A 20,144-nucleotide genomic window follows, 5' to 3' on the forward strand; every position below is an offset into this window, starting at 1 on the left:
CGGGGGACGAATGACCGACTACTGGACGGACGCGCTCAAGGACACCCGGGCGCCGCAGATCGACGACATCGCGCCGACCGGCAACGGCGACTCCGACAGCAGCGACGGCGTCGCCGCCCTGATCCAGGGCACCAACCCGGACCGCGTCGCCGACGCGGGCAAGCGGTACAAGGAGATCGCCGAGATGTGCGCCGCGTCCGTGGAGCTCCTGCACAACCAGGCCGGGCGCATCGCGGAGACGCTGGGCGGCGAGTCCCTGCAGAAGATCTTCGAGACCGTCGGCGAGTTGCAGCGCGACCTCGCGCGCATCAGCATCGCCGCCGATTCGGTCGGCACGCCCCTGGAGTGGTACGGCGCCCAGGTGCTCCCCTGGTTCCACAACAACGTGCCGCGGACGGGCAGCGTCGGCCTCGACGACGACATCGGCGACGCCTTCGGCAGCGACACCAACGGCCACGCGCTCGCCCGCCATCACCTGCGCCAGCTCAACAGGTTCATGGGGGACGTGTACGGGGCCATCGCGGGCTACGTGGAGCAGCGGTCCACGGCCCCGCAGGCGGGGATGACCGACCCGTCCCTCCCGCTCGGTCCCGGGATGCCGAGCGGCCTGACCGGCGACCCGTACAAGGGCTCCAGCCTGGGCTCCCCGTACGGGAACCCCAGTCTCGGCCTGCCGGGCACCCCGCCCGGCCTCGACACCCCCGGCCTCCAGAACCCGTCGCTCCAGGACCCGTCGCTGAAGGATCCGTCACTCCAGAACCCCTCCCTGAAGGATCCGACGCTCAAGGACCCGTCACTGCAGGGCCCTTCGCTGAAAGACCCCTCTCTCCAGACCCCGCAGACCCCGGACCTGAAGAACCCCGAGCTCAACACCCCCCAACTGCCCCAGACGCCCAGGACGGACCTGGCGGGCGTACCGCCCCAGACGGCCCCGCCGCAGACGAACCTGCCGCCCGGCGCACCCACCAGCAACGGCCCCAGCACTTTGCCGGGCAGCGTCCCGGCCACGCAGCTCAGCGGCTCGGGATCACCCGCGGGCGGCGCGGGCCGGCTGGGCGCCACCGGCATGGGGATGGGCATGATGCCGCCGATGATGGGCGGCGGCCAGAACGGGACCGAGCGGGACCGCGACCGGGCCAGGTTCCCGCTGGTGGAGGACGAGGCGTTCGAGACCGATGACATGGGCGGCCCGTCCGTGATCGCATGACGGTGACGACCGAGCGGGTCCGCGGCTACCGGCTGCTGGAACGGGCCGGCCAGGACGGCCCGTGGACCGCGCACCTCGCGCAATCCGCGGCCACGGGGGCCGAGGCGCTGGTCAAGACGCTCGCGTGCCACCGGGCCGACCGGCGGGCGCTGAAGCGGATCGTCCGCGGCTTCGGCTTCCCGGAGGCGCTGGCGGCTCACGAGGGCGTGATCCCGGTGCTGGAGGTGGGGGCCACCGGTGACGGGCGGCCGTACCTGGTGACGCCGCCCCACGGCGGTCTCACGCTCGCCGAGCGGCCGGGGCGGAGCCTGCCGATGCCGCTCGACGAGGCGCTGGGGCTGCTGCGGGCGGCGGCGGACGCGCTCGCCGCCACGCACGCGGCCGGAGGCGTGCACGGCCGGGTCACGCCCGAGAACGTGATCGTGGCCGGTCGCGGGGTGGCGCTCACGGGGTTCGGCATGTCCGCGCTGATGTCGATCGTGGAGCTGCCCGACGGCACGCTCCCGTCGGTGCACGCGGCGCCGGAGGAGCTGGAGGGCCACCCGCCCGTGCCCGCCTCCGACGTGTACGCGCTCGGGTCGATGGTGTACGAGCTGCTGGCGGGCCGGCCCGCGTTCCCGCTGGACGGGACGGGGGGCACGGCCAAGTTCGTGCTCGGGGTGCTGACGGAGGCGCCGCCGCCGCTCCCGCCGGGGGTGCCGCCGGACCTGGCCGAGACCCTGCTGAAGGCGATGGCCAAGACCTCGGACGCCCGCCCGGCCGCCACCGACCTGGCCACCGTCGCCTCCCAGCTCCTGACGACCCACCCGCCCGCCGCGGGCCCGGCCCAACCACCGACCACTCGCCTCACCGTCGGGGACCCGGCCCAGCCGCCGACCGCCCACCTCCCCCTCGGGAACGCGGGACAGCCCCCGACGGCCCGCCTGCCCGTCGGCGATGCGGGTCAGCCCCTCACCGCGCGTCTCCCCTCCCCCTCGCCATCGCTCGAGGACTCGGGAGCGGCGGCGCGGTCAGGTCCCCGTGAGCTGGTCTGGACGGTGGATCCCGACCGTTCCCAGGTCAGGCCTCCTGCCGGCCCCCAGCCCTTCTCCCAGCCTCCCCCCGAGGTCTCCGCACCCCACGCCCCCGCCGCCGCGCCGGACCGCCGCAGCCGGGTCCCGCTGCTGGTCACCACCGCGTCGGCGCTGGCCGTGCTGGTGGGCGCGGGCAGCGTGGCACTGGCGATGAACGGCCGGCCCGGCGCGCCGCAACCCGCCGGCGCGACGGCCGCCGCCCTCGACCCCACGACCCCCGGCACGCCGCCCCAGGCCGACCAGCAACCAAAGGACCAGCCGACCGGCCGGCGGACGCCACCGAGCGAGCCGCAACCGCAGACGAGCAAGCCGTCCGAGCCGCCCGCGCGCCGCCAGACCGTCGATCCCGCCGCGGTGGCCGCGTACCGTCCCAAAAGCCTCAAGGTCGTGTCCGACAACGGCGCCACCGTGACGCTCGCCTGGAAGGCGGTGCGCAAGAGCGGCTATCCCGTGGTGATCCAGCAGGCCCCCGGCAACCGGCTGGTGCCGGCGGCGAGCGGCAGCAACACCTACACCCTGAGCGGCCTCGACCCGGTCACGGGCTACTGCTTCAAGGTCGGCACCGTGGTCGCCATCGGCCAGCCCTCGTCCGTCGCGTGGTCGTCGGCCCTGTGCATCCGCGGCGCCGCGGAGACGAACCAGGACGACCAGGTCCAGCCCCCGATCGTGCTCCCCCTGGCCACCCCGCCACCCTCCTGAGACCGGCTACCCCACCAGGGATCGCGGCGACAGGCGGTGCGCGAGCCTGCTCGCGAGGCCGACCTTCCGCCGCACCAGCGCGTCCACGCCGCCGAAGTGGCGCCAGGCGAGGTCGGCGTCCGCCTGGTCCACGGCCGCTCCCCCGAACGTCGCCAGGTTGGCCAGGTCGGCGAGCGTCGTGAGCGGCTCGCGCGCGGCCGGACCCAGGACGGACTCGGCCAGAGACGCCACCTCGCCAGCCGTCAGCGCGTCCGAGCGCACAGGGATCCCGGCCACGCGCAGCCTGGCCACCGTCTGCCGCCACGCCCCCACCACCCGGGCGGCGGGCGCGGCGGCCCGGCGGCGGCGCATCCGCCTCAGCGGCGGCACGACGAGCACGGCCAGGAGATACACCAGGAGCGCGGCGGCGGGCACGGCCGCCCAGACGAGCGGGCCCGCGGAGCCGCCGGGACGCGGCGCCGGGGTCGGGGTGGCCCGGTTGGCGGCCGTGGGGGTCGGCTTGGGCTCGGAGGAGTCGCTATTGATCGCCTGCTCGATCTCCCGCGCCTGCTTCGGCGCGCCCTCGGCCACGTCACCGCCCCCTCCCGAGCGCGTACGCGACGGCGTCGGGTAGAACGGCACCCACCCGATCCCGTCGAACTCGACCTCCGCCCAGGCCAGCACGTCCCCACCCCGCACCTGCCGCACCCCGCCAGCGCCGGACCCAGGGCCGGAGCCAGGGCCGGAGCCGGTTCCCGGGCGGAAGCCCACGACGATCCGGCTCGGCAGCCCGATCGCGCGGGCCAGCAGCGCGAACGAGGCGGCGAACTGCTCCGTCGTCCCCCTGCGCGACTCCGTCAGGAAGAACTCGATGCTGCGGTAGCCGTGCCCGGGCGGCGCGTTGACGTCGTTCACCGCGTGCTTGCGCAGGTAGGCCGCCAGCCGGGCGGCCCGCTGCGTCGGGCTCTGCGCCCCGGCCGTGGCGCGGCGGGCGATGGCGAGGAGGCGGGCCCGCTGCGGCGGCGTGCGACCGTCCGGCCCGTCCGGCAGCCGCAGCGCGGCCGGGTCGGCGGCGGGGACGGCCGCGCGCAGGTCCTCCGCCGTGTAGCGGCGGATCCCCGAGGTCACCTCGTACGTCATGCCCTCGCGCGCCTGCGTGCCGGCCAGCATGCCCGTCGCGGGATCGACCACGATGCCCGCGCCCTTCACCAGCAGCGGCCGGTCGGCGGCGGGCAGCCACGGACCCGGGAGCTTCCGCAGGGTGAACCGCTGCGTGACCGGATCCCCGCCGCTCTCCTGCCCCGGCACCCGCCCGCCGGTGGGGACGAACCCCGCGCCCGACGTCCACGTGACCCCGTCGAAGGTGTCCAGGACGGCCAGGCGCAGGTTCGCCTCGGAGGCGGTGCCGACCGTGAACAGCTCGCGCTGCGGGTTCTGCAGCCACGCCGACACCTGGTCGAGCGCGCTCACGCCGTTGATCGGCCGCGGCGGGGGCTGCTCGACGAGCCGGCGCACGTCGTACGGGCGCTCGGCCCTGGGCAGGGCGGGCGCGGTGACGACGGCGGCCAGGACCAGGCAGGCCAGCAGCGGCACGCCCACCGCGATCGTCCCCGCCGACCTGGCCGCCCTGACCAGGCCGAGCAGCAGGGTGAGCCCGGCGAACACCGCCGCGTACGGCACCACGGACCCGGACCCGGCGACCCCCAGCACGACCGCGACGGCGAGCACCGGGAGCGCGGCCAGGGCGGGCAGCATGACGGACCTGGACCGCAGCGCGATCTCCGCCCCGGCCAGGGCGGCGGCCCAGACCAGGAAGCTGGCCAGCACGACGGCCGTGCTGTCGGGCGCCGCCGGGAGGATCGTGGTCAGGAGCCGGCCGCCCGCGTCGCGCACGCCGAGCAGCGCCGCGCGCACGGCGGCCGGGCCGGGCAGGAACCCGAGCCAGGCCTGCGACCTGAACAGGGTCGCCGACACCGCCACCAGCCAGCCCAGCACGCTGACCGGGATCGTTCCCCAGAGCGGCAACCGGCCGTACAGCGCCACCGACAGCACGCACGGCACCCCGGCCGCCAGGCCGACCACGGGGAGCAGGGCGGCGAACGGGAACACCCCGTCGAACGCGAGCCCGGCCGTCGCGGCCAGCAGCGCCACGACCCCCACGGACACCAGCCCCCGCACCGGCCCCGGTCCCGGCGCCCCCACCGGCTCGCCAGCCGCCGACCCGCCACCCGGCACGGACCCGACACCCGACGCCGATCCGACGCCCGAGGCGCCTGCCGGCTCCGGGGCAGGGTCCGGTGGAGTCGCGGTGCGCCCCTGCGGCACCGCGACGTCGTGGGGCGGCGGACCGGCTAGCGGGGCCATGCCGCCGCCAGTTCCGCCAGGTCGCTGACCTCGATGACCGTCACCCCGGCCGCCGCGGGCCGCCCGCCCTCCACCGGCTCGCCCACCCGCACGAACAGCACCTCGTCGAAGCGCCGCCGCACGGCCGCCGCGTCCGCGAGGCCGTCGAACGAGCCGCTGACCAGCACCAGCGCCCCGCCCGAGCCCGCCCGCCGCAGAGCGTGGAGCGGCGCGTCCGCCTGCTCGGAGCGCTCCACCACGGCGAGCCGGTCCAGGACCTCCTCGGTCTCGCCCGGCCCGCCCTTGGAGTGCAGCAGCTGCCCCGCCCCCGTGAGCAGCCGCACGGGGAAGCGGTCGCGCGCCACCGCGCAGGCCACCGACGCCGCCACGTCCACGGCCAGCTCGAACTCGTCGTCCCCTTCGTACGACGAGTGCCGGGTGTCCAGGACCGTGACGGTGCTCGGCAGGTTGACGTCGGTCAGCTCCTTGACCATGAGGACGCCGGTGCGGGCCGTGGAGCGCCAGTGGACGTGCCGCAGGTCGTCCCCGATCACGTAGTCGCGCAGCCCGTTGAAGCTGATCGCCCCGTTCGGCGCGGAGCGCGAGTCGAGCCCGTCGAGTTGCCGCCGGCGGCCGGCGTGCGGGGGCGCGAGCGGCACCGTACGCGGCCGGACCAGGAGCAGGTCGGTGCGCCCGTACGCGATCGAGCGCCGCGCCAGCCCGAACGGGTCGGTGCGGTCGAGCAGCAGCGGCCCGACGGGCGTCTCCCCGCGTCGCCGGGTGGGCAGCCGGTACGACACCGTCCGCGCGGTGTCGCGGGCCAGCGCCGGCACCTCGACCGTGACGGACGTGCCCCGGCAGGTGTCGCGGGCCACCAGCCCCGCGTGGCGCCGGCGGCCGGTGTTGCGCACGTGCAGGAGGGCCACCGCGGGGTCGCCCCTGGCCACCTTCACCGGCGTCAGCTCCCGGCGCACGTCCAGCCCGGCGCCGCGCAGCGTCCACAGCGCGCCCACGCCCACGGCGGCCAGCCCCGCCACCGCGAGGACCGCCGCCTGGGCGTACCCGAACGGCGCCCCCACGGCGTAGACCAGCACCGAGGCCGCCGCCAGGCCCCACCCCGCCCTGGTGATCATTCGCACTCCCAGAGCGGGGCCGCGGGGAAGCCCCCCTTCGGGGTGTCCATCAGCACGTCGTTGAGCCACCCGTTGCCGCGGCCGGACTCCACCTTGTTCCAGACGTCGCTGCTCATGCCCGTGTCCGTGTCGGTGAAGGCGGCGCCCCTCTGCTGGCAGAGCACGGTCATCGTGATGTACTCGCCCTTGGGGATGCGCCCCGCCTCGGCGCCGGCGCTGGGCCCGGAGCGGATCAGGGTGTCCCTGTTGTTGTTGTTGGCGTTCCTGAACTGGGCGGACGGCGGGCGCAGGTCGGCCGTGGCCTCCGCGCGCTCCTCGCTCTCGCCCGCCGCGTTCTTGGCCCGCAGCGTCCAGGTGTAGGACTGGCCGTTCTTGAGCCCGGTGACCTCCGCACTGGTGCCGTCGGGCGATCCCGGATGGTTGCCGGGCCCGTCCAGCGTGTACGTGACGCCGCCGTCCCGCGCGTTCTCCGGGGCTGACCAGGTCAGGTCGGCGCCGTGGTTCTTGCCCTTGGCGGCGAAGCCGGACGGCCGTCCCGGCGCGACGCACGGGCGCACGGGCACGGACGGCTGGGACTCCACCTCGCCGCCGGACCATTCGGCGACCACCCGGAACGTGTACTCCTGGTCGCACCGGCCGCCGTTCACCCGGAACTGGTACGGCCCGTCGGGCTGCACGCGGGACGGCGTGACGTCGGACGCGCCCTTGAGCGTGTACGCCTTGACCGTGCCCTGGCGGGACGGCGTGAAGGTGACCTCCATCCAGCCGGGCCCGGACTTGGCCGTCACGGATCCCGGCGGATCGGGGGTCTGGGTCGGCGTCGGAGTGGGCGTCGGGGTCGGGGTCGGGGTGTCCGTAGGAGTGGGGGTCGGGGTGGGGGTCTTCGTCACGGTCACGGTCGGCACGGCCGTCTTCGTCTTCGTCGGAACGGACGTCGGCTTCCCGGTGGGCTGCCTGGTCGACCGGGTGGGCACCAGGGTCGGCTGCACCACCGAGGGTGTGTAGGTCGGGATCGGCAGCGGCGTCGGCGTGTCCTTCTGGCCGAGCGCCTCGTCGTACTTGCCGACCCGGTGTCCCCTGCCGTCCTGCTCGATGACCAGCGCGGTCTCGCTGAACTGGTCGTTCACCCAGAGCAGCCCGTCCTTGACGAACACCTCCAGCGGTCCCGCCTTGCCCGTGACGACCTTCTCGGGCTCGAACGCCTTGGCCACCGTGTCGTACACGATGAGCCGGCCCTTGCTCTCGTCGGCGATGTAGACGCGCCGCCCGAGCGCCTGCGGCGCCCCCAGCTTGCCGCCCTTCACCGAGACCGTGGTCAGCCCGCCGCCGGCGGTGTCGACCAGGACGAGCGCGCCCTTCCTGGGCTCCAGGATCGGCACGATCTGGCTCTCGGCCACCGCCGGGACCAGCAGCCCGCCGCCGCCCGCGCCCGTGACCGTGCTGGGCAGGGACACCTGGAGCCGGGTGCCCGCCGGGCCGATCAGCATGGCGGAGGCGGCGGCGGAGTTCGTGACCAGCGGGGCGCCGTTCGCGAGCGTCAGGGTGAGCGGGTCGCCGGGCTCGCCAACCGTCACGGCCTTGACCTGCCGGCCGTCCTTCACCTGGACCAGCGTGCCCTCCTCGGGCACCGGCACCCACAGCGTGCCGTCCTTGCCGAGGCCGGCCTGGCCGAGCGGCGCCTTGAGGGTGAGCGGGGAGCCGATCGTGCTCACCGTCAGCGGGTCGAGCTGCTGCACGGTGCCGGCCCGCGGGTCGACCCCGTACGCCTTCCCGCCGCCCATCACGATCTGCATGCCGCCCGCGCCGAGCGTGTTGGTCTGGGCGACCTCGAGCTGGGTGGGGTCGATGCGTCCGACCTTGCCCGTGGAGTCCATGACGAGCACGTTGTTGCCGTCCTGCACCACCTTGAGCGGCTCGCCCTCGGCGGAGGCCAGGTCCACGCGGCCGTCCAGTTGCCCGGACAGGCCGTTGGCGTGCACCACCTCACCGTTGAGCGCGCTGCCGAGCCACGCCCCGACGTCGGCGAGCTTGGGGCGAGCGCTGGAGACGCCCTGGCCCAGGAACAGGCCGACGCCGACCAGCACGGCGACGAGGGCGCCCGCGACGATTCCCGCCGCCCGCCGTCCCGCCGCATTCCGCCACCGAATGGCCACCGACTCACATCCCGTACGTGTACGTGCCCGCGGACACCCTAGGGGGGCGTCCGCGGATCGCGAGGTTCCTTCAAATAACCTGGAAGTGTCCGATCACCGGCTGTCACGCGTCCGATCGTCGATGGCCCGCAACTGCTCGTCCATGGACGACTCGAACGACTCCAGCACGCTGCCGAACTGCTCGTCGAGCAGCTCCCTGCCGGGCAGCGCGCCGCCCAGCGTCTCCGCCATGACAGCGTCGACCTTGGCGGCGACGTCGTCCTGGGCCTCCTGCGCGGCCCGCAGCACGGCCTCGGCCAGCTTCTGGCTGTCCAGCCGCATGGCCCTGGGCGCGAGGACGACGTCCATGAGCCGGCCCGAGGCGCCGGCGGTCACGCGTACCTGACCGTCCGCCGCCTCGCCGTTGCCCACGACCACGTCGATCTCGCTCCTGAGCTCCTCGACGCGGGCCAGCATGTCCTCCGCCCGCGCGGTGATCCGTTCCAGCTCTTCGGGGTCGAAGTCGTTCACCGTACCTCCCGGGTCTCTGCGACGGGAGAGTACGGGGGAGGCCCGCCATTTCGGAAAAAGTTGAAGCATGCGAAGTTTCATTGCTCTGACTAATGGATTAATGGCAGATTTCTCAGCGGCTAATCCGTGGGAAAGGTGCCATTTCATGAGCGGTGGAATCCGGATCGATCCGGGCGCGCTCCTGGCCGCGGGAAAGCGGTGCGAGGACGCGCGGGACGCGCTGAAGCCGTTGCTGCCCGACTTCGAGCGGAATGCCGCGCCGGCCGACGGCTGCTTCGGCCTTCTGGAGCGCGGCGGCAAGGAGCTGGAGGAGTCGTACCGGGAATACCACCAGGAGCTGCTCGGCTTCGCCAAGGACCTGGTGGCCAAGCTCGACGACACCGCCACCGGGCTGCGGGAGAGCGCGGAGCGGCTGGGGGGCGGCTGATGTCCGGGCCCTTCACCCCCGTCGTCGACCTCGTCAACACGCTGAAGAACACCGTCGCCTCGATCGGCGACGACGAGCAGGAGCAGCGCCTGCAGACCATGGCCGCGGCCTGCCGCCGGCTCAAGAGCGGCATCGAGGGCCTGGAGCCGGCGCTCTCCCCCATCCCCGGCTCGCTCCAGGGGTGGATCGGCGGCGACGCGGACGTGTTCCGGCAGAAGTGGCGCGGCTACCTGGCCCCCGAGTTCCGGGCCACGGCGGCCGAGCGGCTCGGCGACGCCGCCGACGTGCTCGACCAGGCCGTGGAGGCGTCCAGGAAGACCAGGGAGGCGCTCAACCAGCTGATCACCTCGCTGATCGCGTCGGTGTCCGCGGGTGTCGTCGCGTCGCTGGCGGCGGCGGGCCTGAGCACGTTCGCGGTGTGGGCGTCCAGCGCCGCGACCGCCGCCCGCGGGGCGGCGACGGCCACCGGCATCCTGAGCCGCTTCGCCGCGGTGCGCGCCGCCGCGGCGGCGGCCATGCGCGGGTTCACGACGATGATGGGCAGGTCGGGCCTGGTGCGCGGCCTCAGCATGTACGCCGGCGGCGGCTTCCGCCAGACGGCCCTGGCCGCCCTGGGGAAGTACGGCCAGATCCACGGCTGGTCGTTCGGCGGCAACCTGCTGGCAGGCGGCGTGGCCAGGGGCGTCTTCGGCCAGAACCCCCTCGACATCTCCATCCTCTCCCTCGCCCAGACCGCCAACGCCTCCACCGTCGCCGGCTTCACCGGGCCCCTCGGCCAGACGAAGTACTTCACCGGGCTCGCCGCCAGCCGCCCGCTCGTGAACAACGTGGCCATGGGCGCCCTCGCGGGCGGCGTGCCGGCCTTCTGGAACGCCAGGGTGGAGGGCAAGTCGTGGAGTGCCACGCTCGGGGACGTGGCGCTGTTCAGCGGCATCGCGGGCGGGTTCAACGGTGCGGTCGGGCGGCTGTTCAACCCGGCGCGGGGCCAGTGGGGCGTGCCGTCGCCCGCCTGGTTCAAGAAGCTGCCGCCGATGGCGCAGAGCTCGCTGCTGGGCTTCGCGCCCAGCGTGGGGCTCCGGCTCGCGGTGCCCTTCGCCCCCTCGTCACCGCCGCCGCAGCTTGACCGTTAACGGTGCCGGGCCGTCAGAGCGAAACGGCGGGCGGTCGCTTGGAGCGGCATGTCATCGTGCAGGGCGCGGAGGCGGTCCTCGTACGTGCCGGCGTCGAAGCCCGGGACCTGCCAGGAGACGACCCGCAGGTAGAGCACGAGCGCTCCGACGTCGTGGAACACCACGGGGTAGCCGGCTTCCGCGCTCCAGGTGACCTCGAGTCCGGCGGCGTCGAGCGCGGCGGCCGCGCCGGCGAGGTCCCAGGCGTGGTCCTCGTGCGGCGGGCCGCCCAGCGCCGCGTTGAGCTCCTCCAGGTCGCGCCCGGCCACCTGCTGGGTGACGAACGTGCCGCCCCCGGCCAGGAGGCGGCGGATCTCGTGCGAGTCGTACGACTCGTGCCGGTCGACGATCAGCTCGAACGAGCCGTCGGGGAAGTGCCCGGTCGACCCGGCCACCTCGACGCCCAGCGGCTCCAGGCGGTCGCGGGCGATCGGGAGGTTCGGCGGGTAGCCCTCGGTGGCGGCGGTGCGCGGCGGGAGCGGCGCCAGGGACGCCAGCAGCTCACCCCCTCCGGTGCCGAGGTCGAGCAGCGACGGCGTGCGCGGGAGCCGGTCGCGCACCAGCCGCTCGTAGTCCCAGGGCAGGTCGCCGGCCGTGGTCATCCGGCCGCGGAACACCGCCCAGTCCCACCCCTCGAACGGCGTGGCCAGCGCGTCGCGGATCAGCTCCTCGTAGCCCATGGGCATGATCGTGCCCCGGGGACCGGCCGTTCCGCACGTCCTTTTCGCCCGGTCACTCGGGCGGGGGCGGCCCGTCCGGCGCGGGCATCCGGGAGAGCGCGACGATCCGCTCCAGCGCCGCCGCGTGCCGCTGGAACGCCAGCCGCCCCGCGGGGGTCAGCCGCACGTACGTGCGCCGCGCCCGCTTGTCCTGCCCCTTGTGCACCTCCACGTACCCGGCGCCGGCCAGTGCGGAGACCTGCTTGGACAGCGCCGAGTCGCTGGTGCCGATCGTGTCCCTGACGAACCCGAAGTCGACCCAGTCGGCCGGCGCCAGCACCGCGACCACCGACAGCCGCGCGGGCACGTGCAGGAACTCATCGAACTGCGGGTCCATGAGCCTGCAGCGCAATCGACGTGATGATCCTGCGGACCACGGGCATGATGGCGACATACACGATGGCCGCCAGGGCGCCGCCCACCGTGGCCTGCGACAGCAGCCCGTGCGCCGGCACACCGAACAAGATGAAGCCGGCGATCCGGCCGATGACGAAGGCCACGAGGAGAATGGGCACCATGCCGATGTAGACCCCGATCATCGGAGCCGTGGGCTTCGGGTGGACGGAGACCCGGAACGAGTGCAAGATTCCCACGCCTATGAACACTGCGAGCCCGAGCCCGCGAGCGATGGGGAGCCAAGGCTGCTCGAGGTCGATCGACGCGAACGAGGCGAAGAGCCCAAGCGCCGAGATGATCACATGGGGCCAGGGGAAGATCTTGCGGACCATCTCCTCGCGGGTCTTGTCCTGGAAGTCCCGGATCTGGTTGAGCGAAGCCTGGGCATCCTGCGGATTCATGTGCCACCCCCGTGGTCGACTACTTTCCTATGAGGAAAGTAGCATCTACTTTCCTCTCAGGAAAGTCGTGGAGCCCCAGGTGTGCTCTCGCGCAGGACGACGCGGGCCGGGAGCCGCACGTCGTCCGCGCTCTCCTCGTCCGACAGCGCGAGCCGCATCGCGCTCAGGCCCGCCTCCCGCAGCGGCACCGCCACGGAGGTGAGGGCGGGCACCACATCCAGCGCCGAGGCGATGTCGTCGAAGCCCGCCACCCCGATGTCCGCGCCCGGGACCACCCCGGCGTCGCGGAAGGCCGTCATGGCGCCGATCGCCATCACGTCGTTGACCGCGAACACCGCCTCCACGTCCTCGATCCCCCGCTCCACCAGCCGGCGCGCCGCGTCGTAGCCGCCCGCGTGGGTGAAGGCCGTCTCGATCGCCAGCGGCTCGGGCACGCCGGGGCCCAGCCCCGCGCGGAAGCCCTCGTGGCGGTCGCGGGACGTGCGCAGCTCGCCGGCGGCGTGGAAGACGGCGAAGCGCCGGTATCCCGCCTCCACCAGCGCCCGGGCGAGGTCGCGGGCACCGCCGTGGTTGTCGATCGTGACGGTGCCGAACGGCAGGTCCCGCTGGCTGATCATGACGACCCGCCCGCCCGCCGTCCGGTACTCCTCCAGCTCCTCGATGAGCGCGTCCCGGGTCGCGGAGCCCGCGACCCGGCTGCCCGCGACGATGATCACGCGCGGCCGCTGGCCCCGCAGCGTCCTGACGATCTCCAGCTCGCGCTCGGGCGACCCGTCGGCCACCGCCATGGTGACGATGAGCTGCGCGGCCTCGGCCGCCTGGGTGACCCCGGCGGCGATGGAGGAGAAGTAGGGGTCGGCCACGTCGCGCACCACCAGCGCGACGGTCCTGGTCGAACCCTTCGCGATGGCCTGCGCCGACAGGTGCGGCTCGTAGTTGAGCTTGGCCGCCGCCGCGCGCACCCTGGAGACGTTCTCGGACCTGACGTTGCGCGTGCTGCCGTTGAGCGCGCGCGACGCCGTCGCGATGGACACGCCCGCCTCGCGGGCGACGTCGTGCAGGGTCGGCGGGGCCGTGGACCCCTCCTCCATACCGGTCATTCTGTCACCAGAGTCAGCGGGTCGCTCCTGGTCACACCCGCCGCGTTCGCCAGCTCGGCCACGTACGTGCGCGTCCCAGCCGGCCGACCGGACAGGACGGTGGCGGCGCTCTGCGCGGCCGGGGTGGCGGCGTCGAGCTGGTGGGTGTCGACGAGGACCCCGTCCTCGTAGAGGCGGTAGGAGGTGGCGTTGGTGCCCCACCACATCTTCATGCGGATGGTGTACTCGCCGTCGCCGTCCCAGTTGTCCGAACTGAGCACGGGTTTGCCGGGGTTCGCGTCGGTCACGACGACCCGTACGGACGTGGTGGCGGTCCGGCCCGCCTGGTTCAGCAGCTCGCCGGTGTAGACGTAGGTGCCGTTGGGGCGGCCGGTGACGGGGACGGTGGCCTTCTGGGCCGACGGCGTCCTCGGGGTGAGGTCGCGCCTGGCGATCTCCTTGCCGTTCTCGTACAGGACGAACACGCTGGCGTTGACGCCGTACCAGAGGTTCATGGTCACGTCGTGGGTGCCGTCGTGGAGGCCGTTCCGCCACCCGCTCGTGGTCGAGAGCGCCGCCCGCGCGGGCGGCGCGGTGGCGCCGTCCTGCGGCAGCTGGGGCTCGGGGCGGGTGACCTTGATCCGGTACGTGGCGTCGGCCGTGCCGTCCTCGGCGACCACCTTGACCGCGACCTCGGTGTCGCCGACCGGGAGCGGCACGGGCGGGGCGGCGGCGCCGCTCGCGACCGGCTGCCCCTGGACCGTGATGTCGGACTTCGGGTTGAGCGCGGTCGGCGTGAACACGACCCAGTCCCCGGGGACGGTCAGGGCGTAGGCGAGGACGTCGGGGTCGAAGGCCGGCTCCAGCGTGCCCGCGTCCGGGACGAGGCCGGACAGGGTGGTGTCCTGGGCGAGCGGGCGGCGCCTGATCTGGAGGGTGTGGGTGGCCTCGGTGCCGTCCTCGGCGGTGACCACGACGGGTACCTCGGCCCCGGTCGCGCCCAGCGTGACCTTCCGCGTCGCCTGCGCTCCGGCGGTGCGCTCGCCCGAGATGCTCACCGACCTGGCGAACGGGCTGCGGGCCACGGCGGTCACCTCCACCTCGGTGACCCGGGCGGGCACGTCCAGCACGTCGCCGTCGGGCGCGCCGTGGCTGGTGTCGACGCTGAGCAGGCCCGTGTCGTCGCGGGCGAGGCCGACCCCCTGGGCGACCCGGAGGTCGTCGAGGTGGATGCCGCCGTAGTTGGTGCTGTTGGCGTAGTAGTCGATCTGCGCCACGGTGTCCATCGCGGTCCTGAACGCGGCCCCTTCGAGCGCCTTCCGGCCGTCGATCAGCAGGTCGAAGCGCTGGTTGACGGTGTCGATCACGGCCTTGACGTGGTACCAGCGGCCCGGCTCGTACGCGCCCACCGTGCGCGTGGTCGTGCCCGCGTAGGCGACGATCGTGTTCTTGGTGAAGGCGAGGCTGACGGCGTTCTGCCCGCTCGCGTTCCTGACGTAGGGGACGGACCACCAGTGGTTGCCCGAGGTGTAGGGCTGCTCGCTCATGACGCGGGCCTCGACGGTCACGACGCCCTTGAGCGCGAACGTCCGGGAGACGCCGGTGCTGCCGCTGTTCGCGGTGCGGGTGAGCTTCAGGCTCTTGCCGCCCGGCGTCTCGACGACCTCGACGCTCCCACCCGTGGAGCTCACGGTGAGGCCGTCACCACCGGCCAGCGGCCCGGTCGGCAGGTCGTCGAAGTCGTGCACGGCCACGTAGTCCGGGATCGGGCGGACGAGGAGCAGCGCGCCCGCGTCGATCGCCGTGGCCGCCTCCACGGTCAGCCCGGACCGGCTGGCCGTCACGTATCCGCCGGACGCGGCCTGGACCAGATAGCCCTCCCCCACCGGGACGTTCTCCACGGTGAAGGCGCCGTCGGGGCCGCTGGTCGCGGTGGCGAGCGCCTGGTCGCCGTCCTTGACGGTGACCGTGGCGCCGGGCAGCGGGCGGGCGGCCTGGTCGAGCACGCGTCCGGCGACCGAGCCGACCGTGCTGGCCGAGGCCATGGTCAGACGGACGGTGACGGTGTTGCCGGGGCGCACGTTCACGGTCTCGGTGGCGCTCGCGTAGCCGTTCCTGGCGGCGGTCACCTCGACGCCGTCGGCGAAGGGGAGGTCCCTGATCGCGAAGCGGCCGTCGGCGCCGGTGGTCGCCGCCCTGCCCGCCGCCGTCACGGTCGCGCCCGCGACGGGGGCGCCCGAGGGGGTGCGGGCGGTGCCGGTGACGGACTCGGTGGTGGCGTCCTGGGCGGTGGTGTACTCGAAGGCGCCGATGTCCGCGCCGCCGTTGTAGAGCGGGGTCCCGGCGTAGTCGCGGCCGCCGTTCCCGGTGATCTCGGCGCCCGCGTCGATCGCGTACGAGCCGGAGGAGACGCGCAGGCCGTACGCGGTGTCGAGCCGGGGGCCCGACTCCGGGGTGCCGTACGGGCCGGTCGGCGGCGCCTTCGCGAACAGCGGGTCGGCCACCACGGCGCCGGTGTCGCCGTCCGGGACCGCGAGGTCGGCGCCGCCGTACAGGTTGTGGCTGTAGGCGATGGTCGGGCTGGTCGTCAGCGTCGCCGGGCGCGTGGAGTACAGGAGGTTGTTGGAGAGGTCGTAGCGGGCCTCGATGTAGGAGCCGTACCCGTAGATGAGGTAGTCGCTCTTGTCGTTGTAGATCGTGTTGTTGTAGACCTTGGCGGTCGCGGCCCGGTCGGAGTGCAGGTAGATCTGGTAGCGGGTGTTGCTCGCGATCACGTTGTTCCTGACCACGGCGTCACCGAACGCGAACTGGCACAGCAGCACGCCGTCGCCGTTGCCGTGCAGGTAGTTGTACTGCACGACCTGCCGGGTGGTGCCCTTGTCCGGGTCGATCCCGTTGGAGTCGGCGCCGCCGGCCTTCTGCTGCGTCTCGTACACCTCGTTGAACTGGAACGTCACGTCGTCGGCGTAGTACGACTCGATGCCCGAGGTGCCCGCCCGGTAGACGACGTTGTGCTCGACCAGCGCGCCCCGGACGTTCGTGAGGTACATGCCGTTGCAGCCGTAGGCCGTGTCGGCCTGGGTGACGTGGTTGTTCCTGATGACGATGTTCGTGTGCGGGGTGAACTTGGGGTCGTCGGCGTTCTGCCGCGTGCCCCAACCGGTGGCCGTGGCGATCGTCTCGCCCGCGTCGTTCTTGCCGTCCCCGGTGTACTGCTTGAACACGATCCCGGCGAACGAGGTGTTGGCGACCGTGGAGTTCTGGATGACCACGTCGTTCAGAACGGTCGCCTTGTCCGGCGGCGTGTGGATGTCCGGCACCGTCGTGTCGAACACGATGCCGCCCGTCTTCTTCGAGCCGTCCCACCCGGTCTTGAAGCGCACGCCGGGCGCGTTGTTGTCGGTGCTGCCGCTGATCCAGTTGACCTGGCCGGTGACGTCGTGCACGGCCACCCCGTCGATGACGAAACCGTCGAGGGTCTGGCTGTTGTCGCCGGAGACATGGATGCCGCGCAGGTCGCGCAGGTTCTCGCCGGGGGTGCCCGTCGGCGGGACCTCGTTCGTGACCACCAGGTTGCGGATGGTCCAGAACTCCTGGTTGAACAGCCGGACGGCGTCGCCGACCTGCCCCGCGCCGTCGATGCGGGGCTTGCCGCCCTCGCCGTACCTGTCGACGGTGATCGGCGCGCCGCTCCCGCCCGAGCCCTTGGGCCAGAGCTGGCCGGTCCACCGCTGTCCGGCGCGCAGCAGGATACGGTCGCCCGGGCGGAACGTGGTGTCGTTCACCTTGCCCAGGCTCCTCCAGGGGTGTGCCTGGTCGAGGCCCGAGGCCGAGTCGTCGCCCGTCGCGGCGTCGACGTAGTACGTGGTGCCCGCCGTGACCGTGGCCGTGGCCGTGGTGGGCGGGGTGGATATCAGGATCATGGCAGCGGTCAGCAGTTGGGGGAACATCGCCGGGCTCCTGGGGGGTGATTTCGGCGCGCCCCTCGCAGGGCGCGCCGGTGGGCGATCAGCTCGGTTCTGGGGTGTGGACGATCGGGTGGGCCACGTCGTGCGCGCGGAGGTTGCCGCACATGCCCCACCGGTCGTGCGGCGGGCTCTCCATCAGGGCGGAACGCCGCAGGTGCGCGCCGTCGCCGCGCTCCAGGGCGTCGAGGATCCCGGCGGTGCGGCGGGTCTCCTCGGCGACCGTGCCCTCCCAGATCGTGCGCCAGGCCGCGGCCTTGGGGCGCACGAGCGTGATGGCGTGGTCGTAGAAGCGGTGCAGCGGGGCCAGGTCGCCGTCGGCTGCGGCGTCGGCCAGGCGCAGGAAACCCTCGACGGCCAGCTCGCGCCGGCGCCGTACGGCCTCCTCGATGTCACGGAGCGCGCCCGCCGCACCGGGCGCGAGTCCTTCGGGGGGAGTGGAGGACGCGGGTAGCCCGCCGGTCGGGAGCGGGCCGCCGGACGGGAGCGGGCCGCCGGACGGGGGTGACGGGGGCAGGGTCGCGGCCTGGCGGTAGCGCTCGGGGTCGGCCACGATCTCCGGGGGGAACGTCATGACCGCGTCCCCGGCCTCGGGCAGGCCCGCGTTCGACATCACGACCACCACCTCCAGGCCCCTGCGGTTGACCGCGCGGTGGATGGTGCCGGGCGTGAACCACACGGTCGTCCCGGCGCTCAGCTCGGTCTCGCGCAGCCCGTTCACGTCGAGCGTCTGCAGCGTGCCGTGCCCGCCGATGACCACGTACGCCTCCGTCGAGGCCGTGTGCAGGTGCGGCGTGCCGCCCTCCAGGCCGTCGGCGCACGGGCTGCCCGAGTAGACCGACAGGCGGCTGACGGACGTACCTCCGGGGAACGTCATGCCAGTGCCGCCCTCCCCTGCTTGGCCAGCAGCTCCGTACCTTCCTCGCCCCGGTCGCCGTCGGCGATCACGACCGCGTACCGGAACCGCAGCGACTGCCCGTCCGGCAGCTCGACCTCCTCGCTGAAGAACGGCGCCGGGCACAGGCAGGCGAAGTCCTCGCTGCGCGCGAACCACTGCGGCGGGTGCTGCGGGTTGTCGGCGGCGTCCACCATGACGACCGTCGAGTGGTCGCCGCTCTCGTCGTGCCGGCCGCGGAAGCCGAACCACTCGGCGCGCGAGCCGCGCAGCTCGTCCCCGCCCGCGCCGGCGGGCGACTGGATGATCCCGCCGGTGAACGACCGGGGCCCGCGCCAGAAGAGCCCGCCGTACCCGGCGTTCTCGCGGCCCTTCGTGGTCGGGGAGCCGAACGCGAGCGTGCCGCCCGACACGTTGGTCATCTCCGTGTCGAACACCAGCGCCCACGTGGCCTCGTCCACGACGTGCGCCGCCAGCGAGCGCCGCTCCTCGATGACCGGGTCGCCGGCCTGCGCGGCCCAGTCGAGCGTGTGCCCGAGCTCGACCCGCTCGCCGGTGGCCGCCAGGGTGGTCATCTCGCGGTGCGTGGCGCTGCCGTTGTTCTCGAGCTGCACGTAGAACCGGCCGTGCACGTACGTCGGCCCGCCCCAGAAGTTGTGCTCCCCGACGTGCGGCAGCGACCAGGCGATGCCCTTGTGCCAGACGTGGTCGTGCGGCCTGAACAGCGACACGAGCCGGCCGCCGAGGGTGCGGATCGGGTGCAGGTACGGCTTGGGCGACTCCAGCACCGGCGTGTCGGGGCTGTAGACGTACGTGAACAGCTCGACGTCACCGGCCGCGACGGTCACCGACCGGCCGAGCGCGTGCGTGGCCTGCAGGGTCACGGGTTCCTCACCTTTTCCCAGGGGGCGCCCGTGCCGTCCATGCGCCGGGCGAACGGGCTGTCAGCAGTGATCTGTCCGGCCTGTACGCGTTCGCCGGTGAAGGCGGAGGTGTACAGCGCGGCGATGAACTCCATCGTCCGGCGGGTGTCCTCGGCGGTGACCGGAGGAGCCTCGCCCCGGTCGAGCGCGTCGAAGACGGCGGCGAGCCAGCCGTCGTGGCCGCTCGACGTGGTCGTGCGCCCCTGCGCCCACAGCTCCGACACGCTCTCCTGGCCCGGCGCCGGGGTCACGGTCCAGTCGTCGTCGGTGTAGCCGTACAGGTGCTCCACCTCGACGGTGGCGCGCTCGTAGTCGAAACGGAGCTGGGAGGTCTGCCTCGGGGACACGACGGAGTTGACGATCGTGGCCACGGCGCCGTTCTCGAACGTCACCAGCGCCAGCGACACGTCCTCGGTGTCCACCGGGCGCGCCTGGCGGGCGGCCACGGCCGTGACCTCGCGCCACGGGCCGAGCACCGAGAACAGCAGGTCGAACTGGTGGATGCCGTGCCCCATCGTCGGGCCGCCGCCCTCCGACTCCCACGTGCCGCGCCACGGCACCGCGTAGTACGCCTCGTCGCGGTACCACTGGGTGTTGCAGGTGGCCAGCAGCGGCCGGCCCAGCTCGCCGGCCTCCTGCAGCCGGCGCAGCCGGAGCGCGCCCGCCCCGAAGCGGTGCTGCAGGACGGTCGCGACGTGCGCCGTCGAGCGGCGCTCCGCCTCGATCACCGCGTCGAACTCCGCGAGCGAGAGCGTCGGCGGCTTCTCCACCAGCGCCGTGACCCCGCCCTCCAGGCACGCGATGGCCAGCGGGGCGTGCAGCTGGGGCGGCGTGCACAGGTGGACGAGGTCCACCTGCTCCTCCCGCAGCAGGTCGTCCAGGCTCGCGTGGGTGCTCGGCCCGCCGTACTTCCCGGCGAACTCGCCCGCCCGCCCGGCGTCCACGTCCGCCACCGCCACGAGCTCGGCCCGCCCCGACCCGAGCAGGGCCTGCGCGTGCGCGTGGGCGATCGCGCCGGTCCCGACGATCGCGGCCCGGTAGTTCCGTTGACTCAAGATGTTGCTCCTATGTGG

Annotated in this window: 16 protein-coding genes; 4 read left to right on the top strand and 12 right to left on the bottom strand. The window is 73.6% G+C overall.

The window, feature by feature from the left end; translation table 11 throughout:
• Nucleotides 1-10 precede the first annotated feature (10 nt).
• On the top strand, nt 11-1,207 hold the full coding sequence (locus ACIHFD_RS29270) for a hypothetical protein (protein WP_397369601.1): 1,197 nt from the start codon (nt 11-13) through the stop codon (nt 1,205-1,207).
• On the top strand, nt 1,204-2,979 hold the full coding sequence (locus ACIHFD_RS29275) for a serine/threonine protein kinase (RefSeq protein ID WP_397369602.1): 1,776 nt from the start codon (nt 1,204-1,206) through the stop codon (nt 2,977-2,979). The genes ACIHFD_RS29270 and ACIHFD_RS29275 overlap by 4 nt, the downstream gene beginning before the upstream one ends.
• A 6-nt stretch (nt 2,980-2,985) precedes the next feature.
• On the opposite strand, the gene ACIHFD_RS29280 is transcribed toward ACIHFD_RS29275, so the two are convergent.
• The 4 genes from ACIHFD_RS29280 to ACIHFD_RS29295 all read right to left on the bottom strand — a co-directional run bounded on the left by ACIHFD_RS29280 (nt 2,986) and on the right by ACIHFD_RS29295 (nt 9,097).
• The gene (locus ACIHFD_RS29280; RefSeq protein ID WP_397369603.1) at nt 2,986-5,136 is read right to left on the bottom strand and encodes a DUF3488 and transglutaminase-like domain-containing protein; all 2,151 of its coding nucleotides are present in this window, start codon (nt 5,134-5,136) and stop codon (nt 2,986-2,988) included.
• Between the two features lie 173 nt (nt 5,137-5,309).
• Nucleotides 5,310-6,434, bottom strand: a complete 1,125-nt coding sequence (locus tag ACIHFD_RS29285; RefSeq protein ID WP_397369604.1) for a DUF58 domain-containing protein — start codon at nt 6,432-6,434, stop codon at nt 5,310-5,312.
• The gene (locus ACIHFD_RS29290) at nt 6,431-8,587 is read right to left on the bottom strand and encodes a hypothetical protein (RefSeq protein WP_397369606.1); all 2,157 of its coding nucleotides are present in this window, start codon (nt 8,585-8,587) and stop codon (nt 6,431-6,433) included. Before ACIHFD_RS29290 ends, ACIHFD_RS29285 begins: the two co-directional genes overlap by 4 nt.
• Before the next feature lie 93 nt (nt 8,588-8,680).
• Complete coding sequence (locus ACIHFD_RS29295) at nt 8,681-9,097, bottom strand: YbaB/EbfC family nucleoid-associated protein (protein WP_397369607.1); 417 nt, start codon at nt 9,095-9,097, stop codon at nt 8,681-8,683.
• Nucleotides 9,098-9,242: 145 nt separating this feature from the next.
• Between ACIHFD_RS29295 and ACIHFD_RS29300 the strand changes: the two genes are divergently transcribed.
• Both ACIHFD_RS29300 and ACIHFD_RS29305 read left to right on the top strand, forming a co-directional pair.
• Complete coding sequence (locus ACIHFD_RS29300; RefSeq protein ID WP_355201210.1) at nt 9,243-9,524, top strand: hypothetical protein; 282 nt, start codon at nt 9,243-9,245, stop codon at nt 9,522-9,524.
• On the top strand, nt 9,524-10,654 hold the full coding sequence (locus tag ACIHFD_RS29305) for a hypothetical protein (protein ID WP_397369608.1): 1,131 nt from the start codon (nt 9,524-9,526) through the stop codon (nt 10,652-10,654). The genes ACIHFD_RS29300 and ACIHFD_RS29305 overlap by 1 nt, the downstream gene beginning before the upstream one ends.
• Here ACIHFD_RS29305 and ACIHFD_RS29310 read toward each other — a convergent pair.
• The 8 genes from ACIHFD_RS29310 to ACIHFD_RS29345 are packed head-to-tail and all read right to left on the bottom strand — an operon-like array spanning nt 10,651 to nt 20,126.
• The gene (locus tag ACIHFD_RS29310) at nt 10,651-11,373 is read right to left on the bottom strand and encodes a class I SAM-dependent methyltransferase (RefSeq protein ID WP_397369609.1); all 723 of its coding nucleotides are present in this window, start codon (nt 11,371-11,373) and stop codon (nt 10,651-10,653) included. The genes ACIHFD_RS29305 and ACIHFD_RS29310 overlap by 4 nt on opposite strands.
• A gap of 52 nt (nt 11,374-11,425) precedes the next feature.
• Nucleotides 11,426-11,749, bottom strand: coding sequence for a transcriptional regulator (locus tag ACIHFD_RS29315; RefSeq protein ID WP_350733985.1), 324 nt, complete (start codon nt 11,747-11,749; stop codon nt 11,426-11,428).
• The gene (locus tag ACIHFD_RS29320; RefSeq protein ID WP_397369610.1) at nt 11,730-12,209 is read right to left on the bottom strand and encodes a hypothetical protein; all 480 of its coding nucleotides are present in this window, start codon (nt 12,207-12,209) and stop codon (nt 11,730-11,732) included. Before ACIHFD_RS29320 ends, ACIHFD_RS29315 begins: the two co-directional genes overlap by 20 nt.
• Nucleotides 12,210-12,265: 56 nt before the next feature.
• Nucleotides 12,266-13,300 carry a LacI family DNA-binding transcriptional regulator gene (locus ACIHFD_RS29325; RefSeq protein ID WP_397369611.1) on the bottom strand — a complete coding sequence of 345 codons (1,035 nt, stop codon included), beginning with the start codon at nt 13,298-13,300 and terminating at the stop codon, nt 12,266-12,268.
• Nucleotides 13,301-13,305: 5 nt separating this feature from the next.
• Nucleotides 13,306-17,238, bottom strand: coding sequence for a carboxypeptidase regulatory-like domain-containing protein (locus ACIHFD_RS29330; protein ID WP_397369612.1), 3,933 nt, complete (start codon nt 17,236-17,238; stop codon nt 13,306-13,308).
• Nucleotides 17,239-17,296: 58 nt separating this feature from the next.
• Nucleotides 17,297-18,130, bottom strand: coding sequence for a cupin domain-containing protein (locus ACIHFD_RS29335; protein WP_397369613.1), 834 nt, complete (start codon nt 18,128-18,130; stop codon nt 17,297-17,299).
• On the bottom strand, nt 18,127-19,032 hold the full coding sequence (locus ACIHFD_RS29340; RefSeq protein WP_397369614.1) for a PmoA family protein: 906 nt from the start codon (nt 19,030-19,032) through the stop codon (nt 18,127-18,129). The genes ACIHFD_RS29335 and ACIHFD_RS29340 overlap by 4 nt, the downstream gene beginning before the upstream one ends.
• Nucleotides 19,029-20,126, bottom strand: a complete 1,098-nt coding sequence (locus ACIHFD_RS29345; protein ID WP_397369616.1) for a Gfo/Idh/MocA family protein — start codon at nt 20,124-20,126, stop codon at nt 19,029-19,031. Before ACIHFD_RS29345 ends, ACIHFD_RS29340 begins: the two co-directional genes overlap by 4 nt.
• Nucleotides 20,127-20,144: the final 18 nt, after the last annotated feature.

This window comes from Nonomuraea sp. NPDC051941, from assembly GCF_044593615.1.

Excerpts from the sequence above, each read along its gene's own strand:
- ACIHFD_RS29275 (WP_397369602.1), top strand. The coding sequence starts at position 1,204 with ATGACGGTGACGACCGAGCGGGTCCGCGGCTACCGGCTGCTGGAACGG.
- ACIHFD_RS29335 (WP_397369613.1), bottom strand. The coding sequence starts at position 18,130 with ATGACGTTCCCCGGAGGTACGTCCGTCAGCCGCCTGTCGGTCTACTCG.
- ACIHFD_RS29310 (WP_397369609.1), bottom strand. The coding sequence starts at position 11,373 with ATGGGCTACGAGGAGCTGATCCGCGACGCGCTGGCCACGCCGTTCGAG.
- ACIHFD_RS29325 (WP_397369611.1), bottom strand. The coding sequence starts at position 13,300 with ATGGAGGAGGGGTCCACGGCCCCGCCGACCCTGCACGACGTCGCCCGC.
- ACIHFD_RS29330 (WP_397369612.1), bottom strand. The coding sequence starts at position 17,238 with ATGTTCCCCCAACTGCTGACCGCTGCCATGATCCTGATATCCACCCCG.
- ACIHFD_RS29285 (WP_397369604.1), bottom strand. The coding sequence starts at position 6,434 with ATGATCACCAGGGCGGGGTGGGGCCTGGCGGCGGCCTCGGTGCTGGTC.
- ACIHFD_RS29300 (WP_355201210.1), top strand. The coding sequence starts at position 9,243 with ATGAGCGGTGGAATCCGGATCGATCCGGGCGCGCTCCTGGCCGCGGGA.
- ACIHFD_RS29305 (WP_397369608.1), top strand. The coding sequence starts at position 9,524 with ATGTCCGGGCCCTTCACCCCCGTCGTCGACCTCGTCAACACGCTGAAG.
- ACIHFD_RS29320 (WP_397369610.1), bottom strand. The coding sequence starts at position 12,209 with ATGAATCCGCAGGATGCCCAGGCTTCGCTCAACCAGATCCGGGACTTC.
- ACIHFD_RS29270 (WP_397369601.1), top strand. The coding sequence starts at position 11 with ATGACCGACTACTGGACGGACGCGCTCAAGGACACCCGGGCGCCGCAG.
- ACIHFD_RS29315 (WP_350733985.1), bottom strand. The coding sequence starts at position 11,749 with ATGGACCCGCAGTTCGATGAGTTCCTGCACGTGCCCGCGCGGCTGTCG.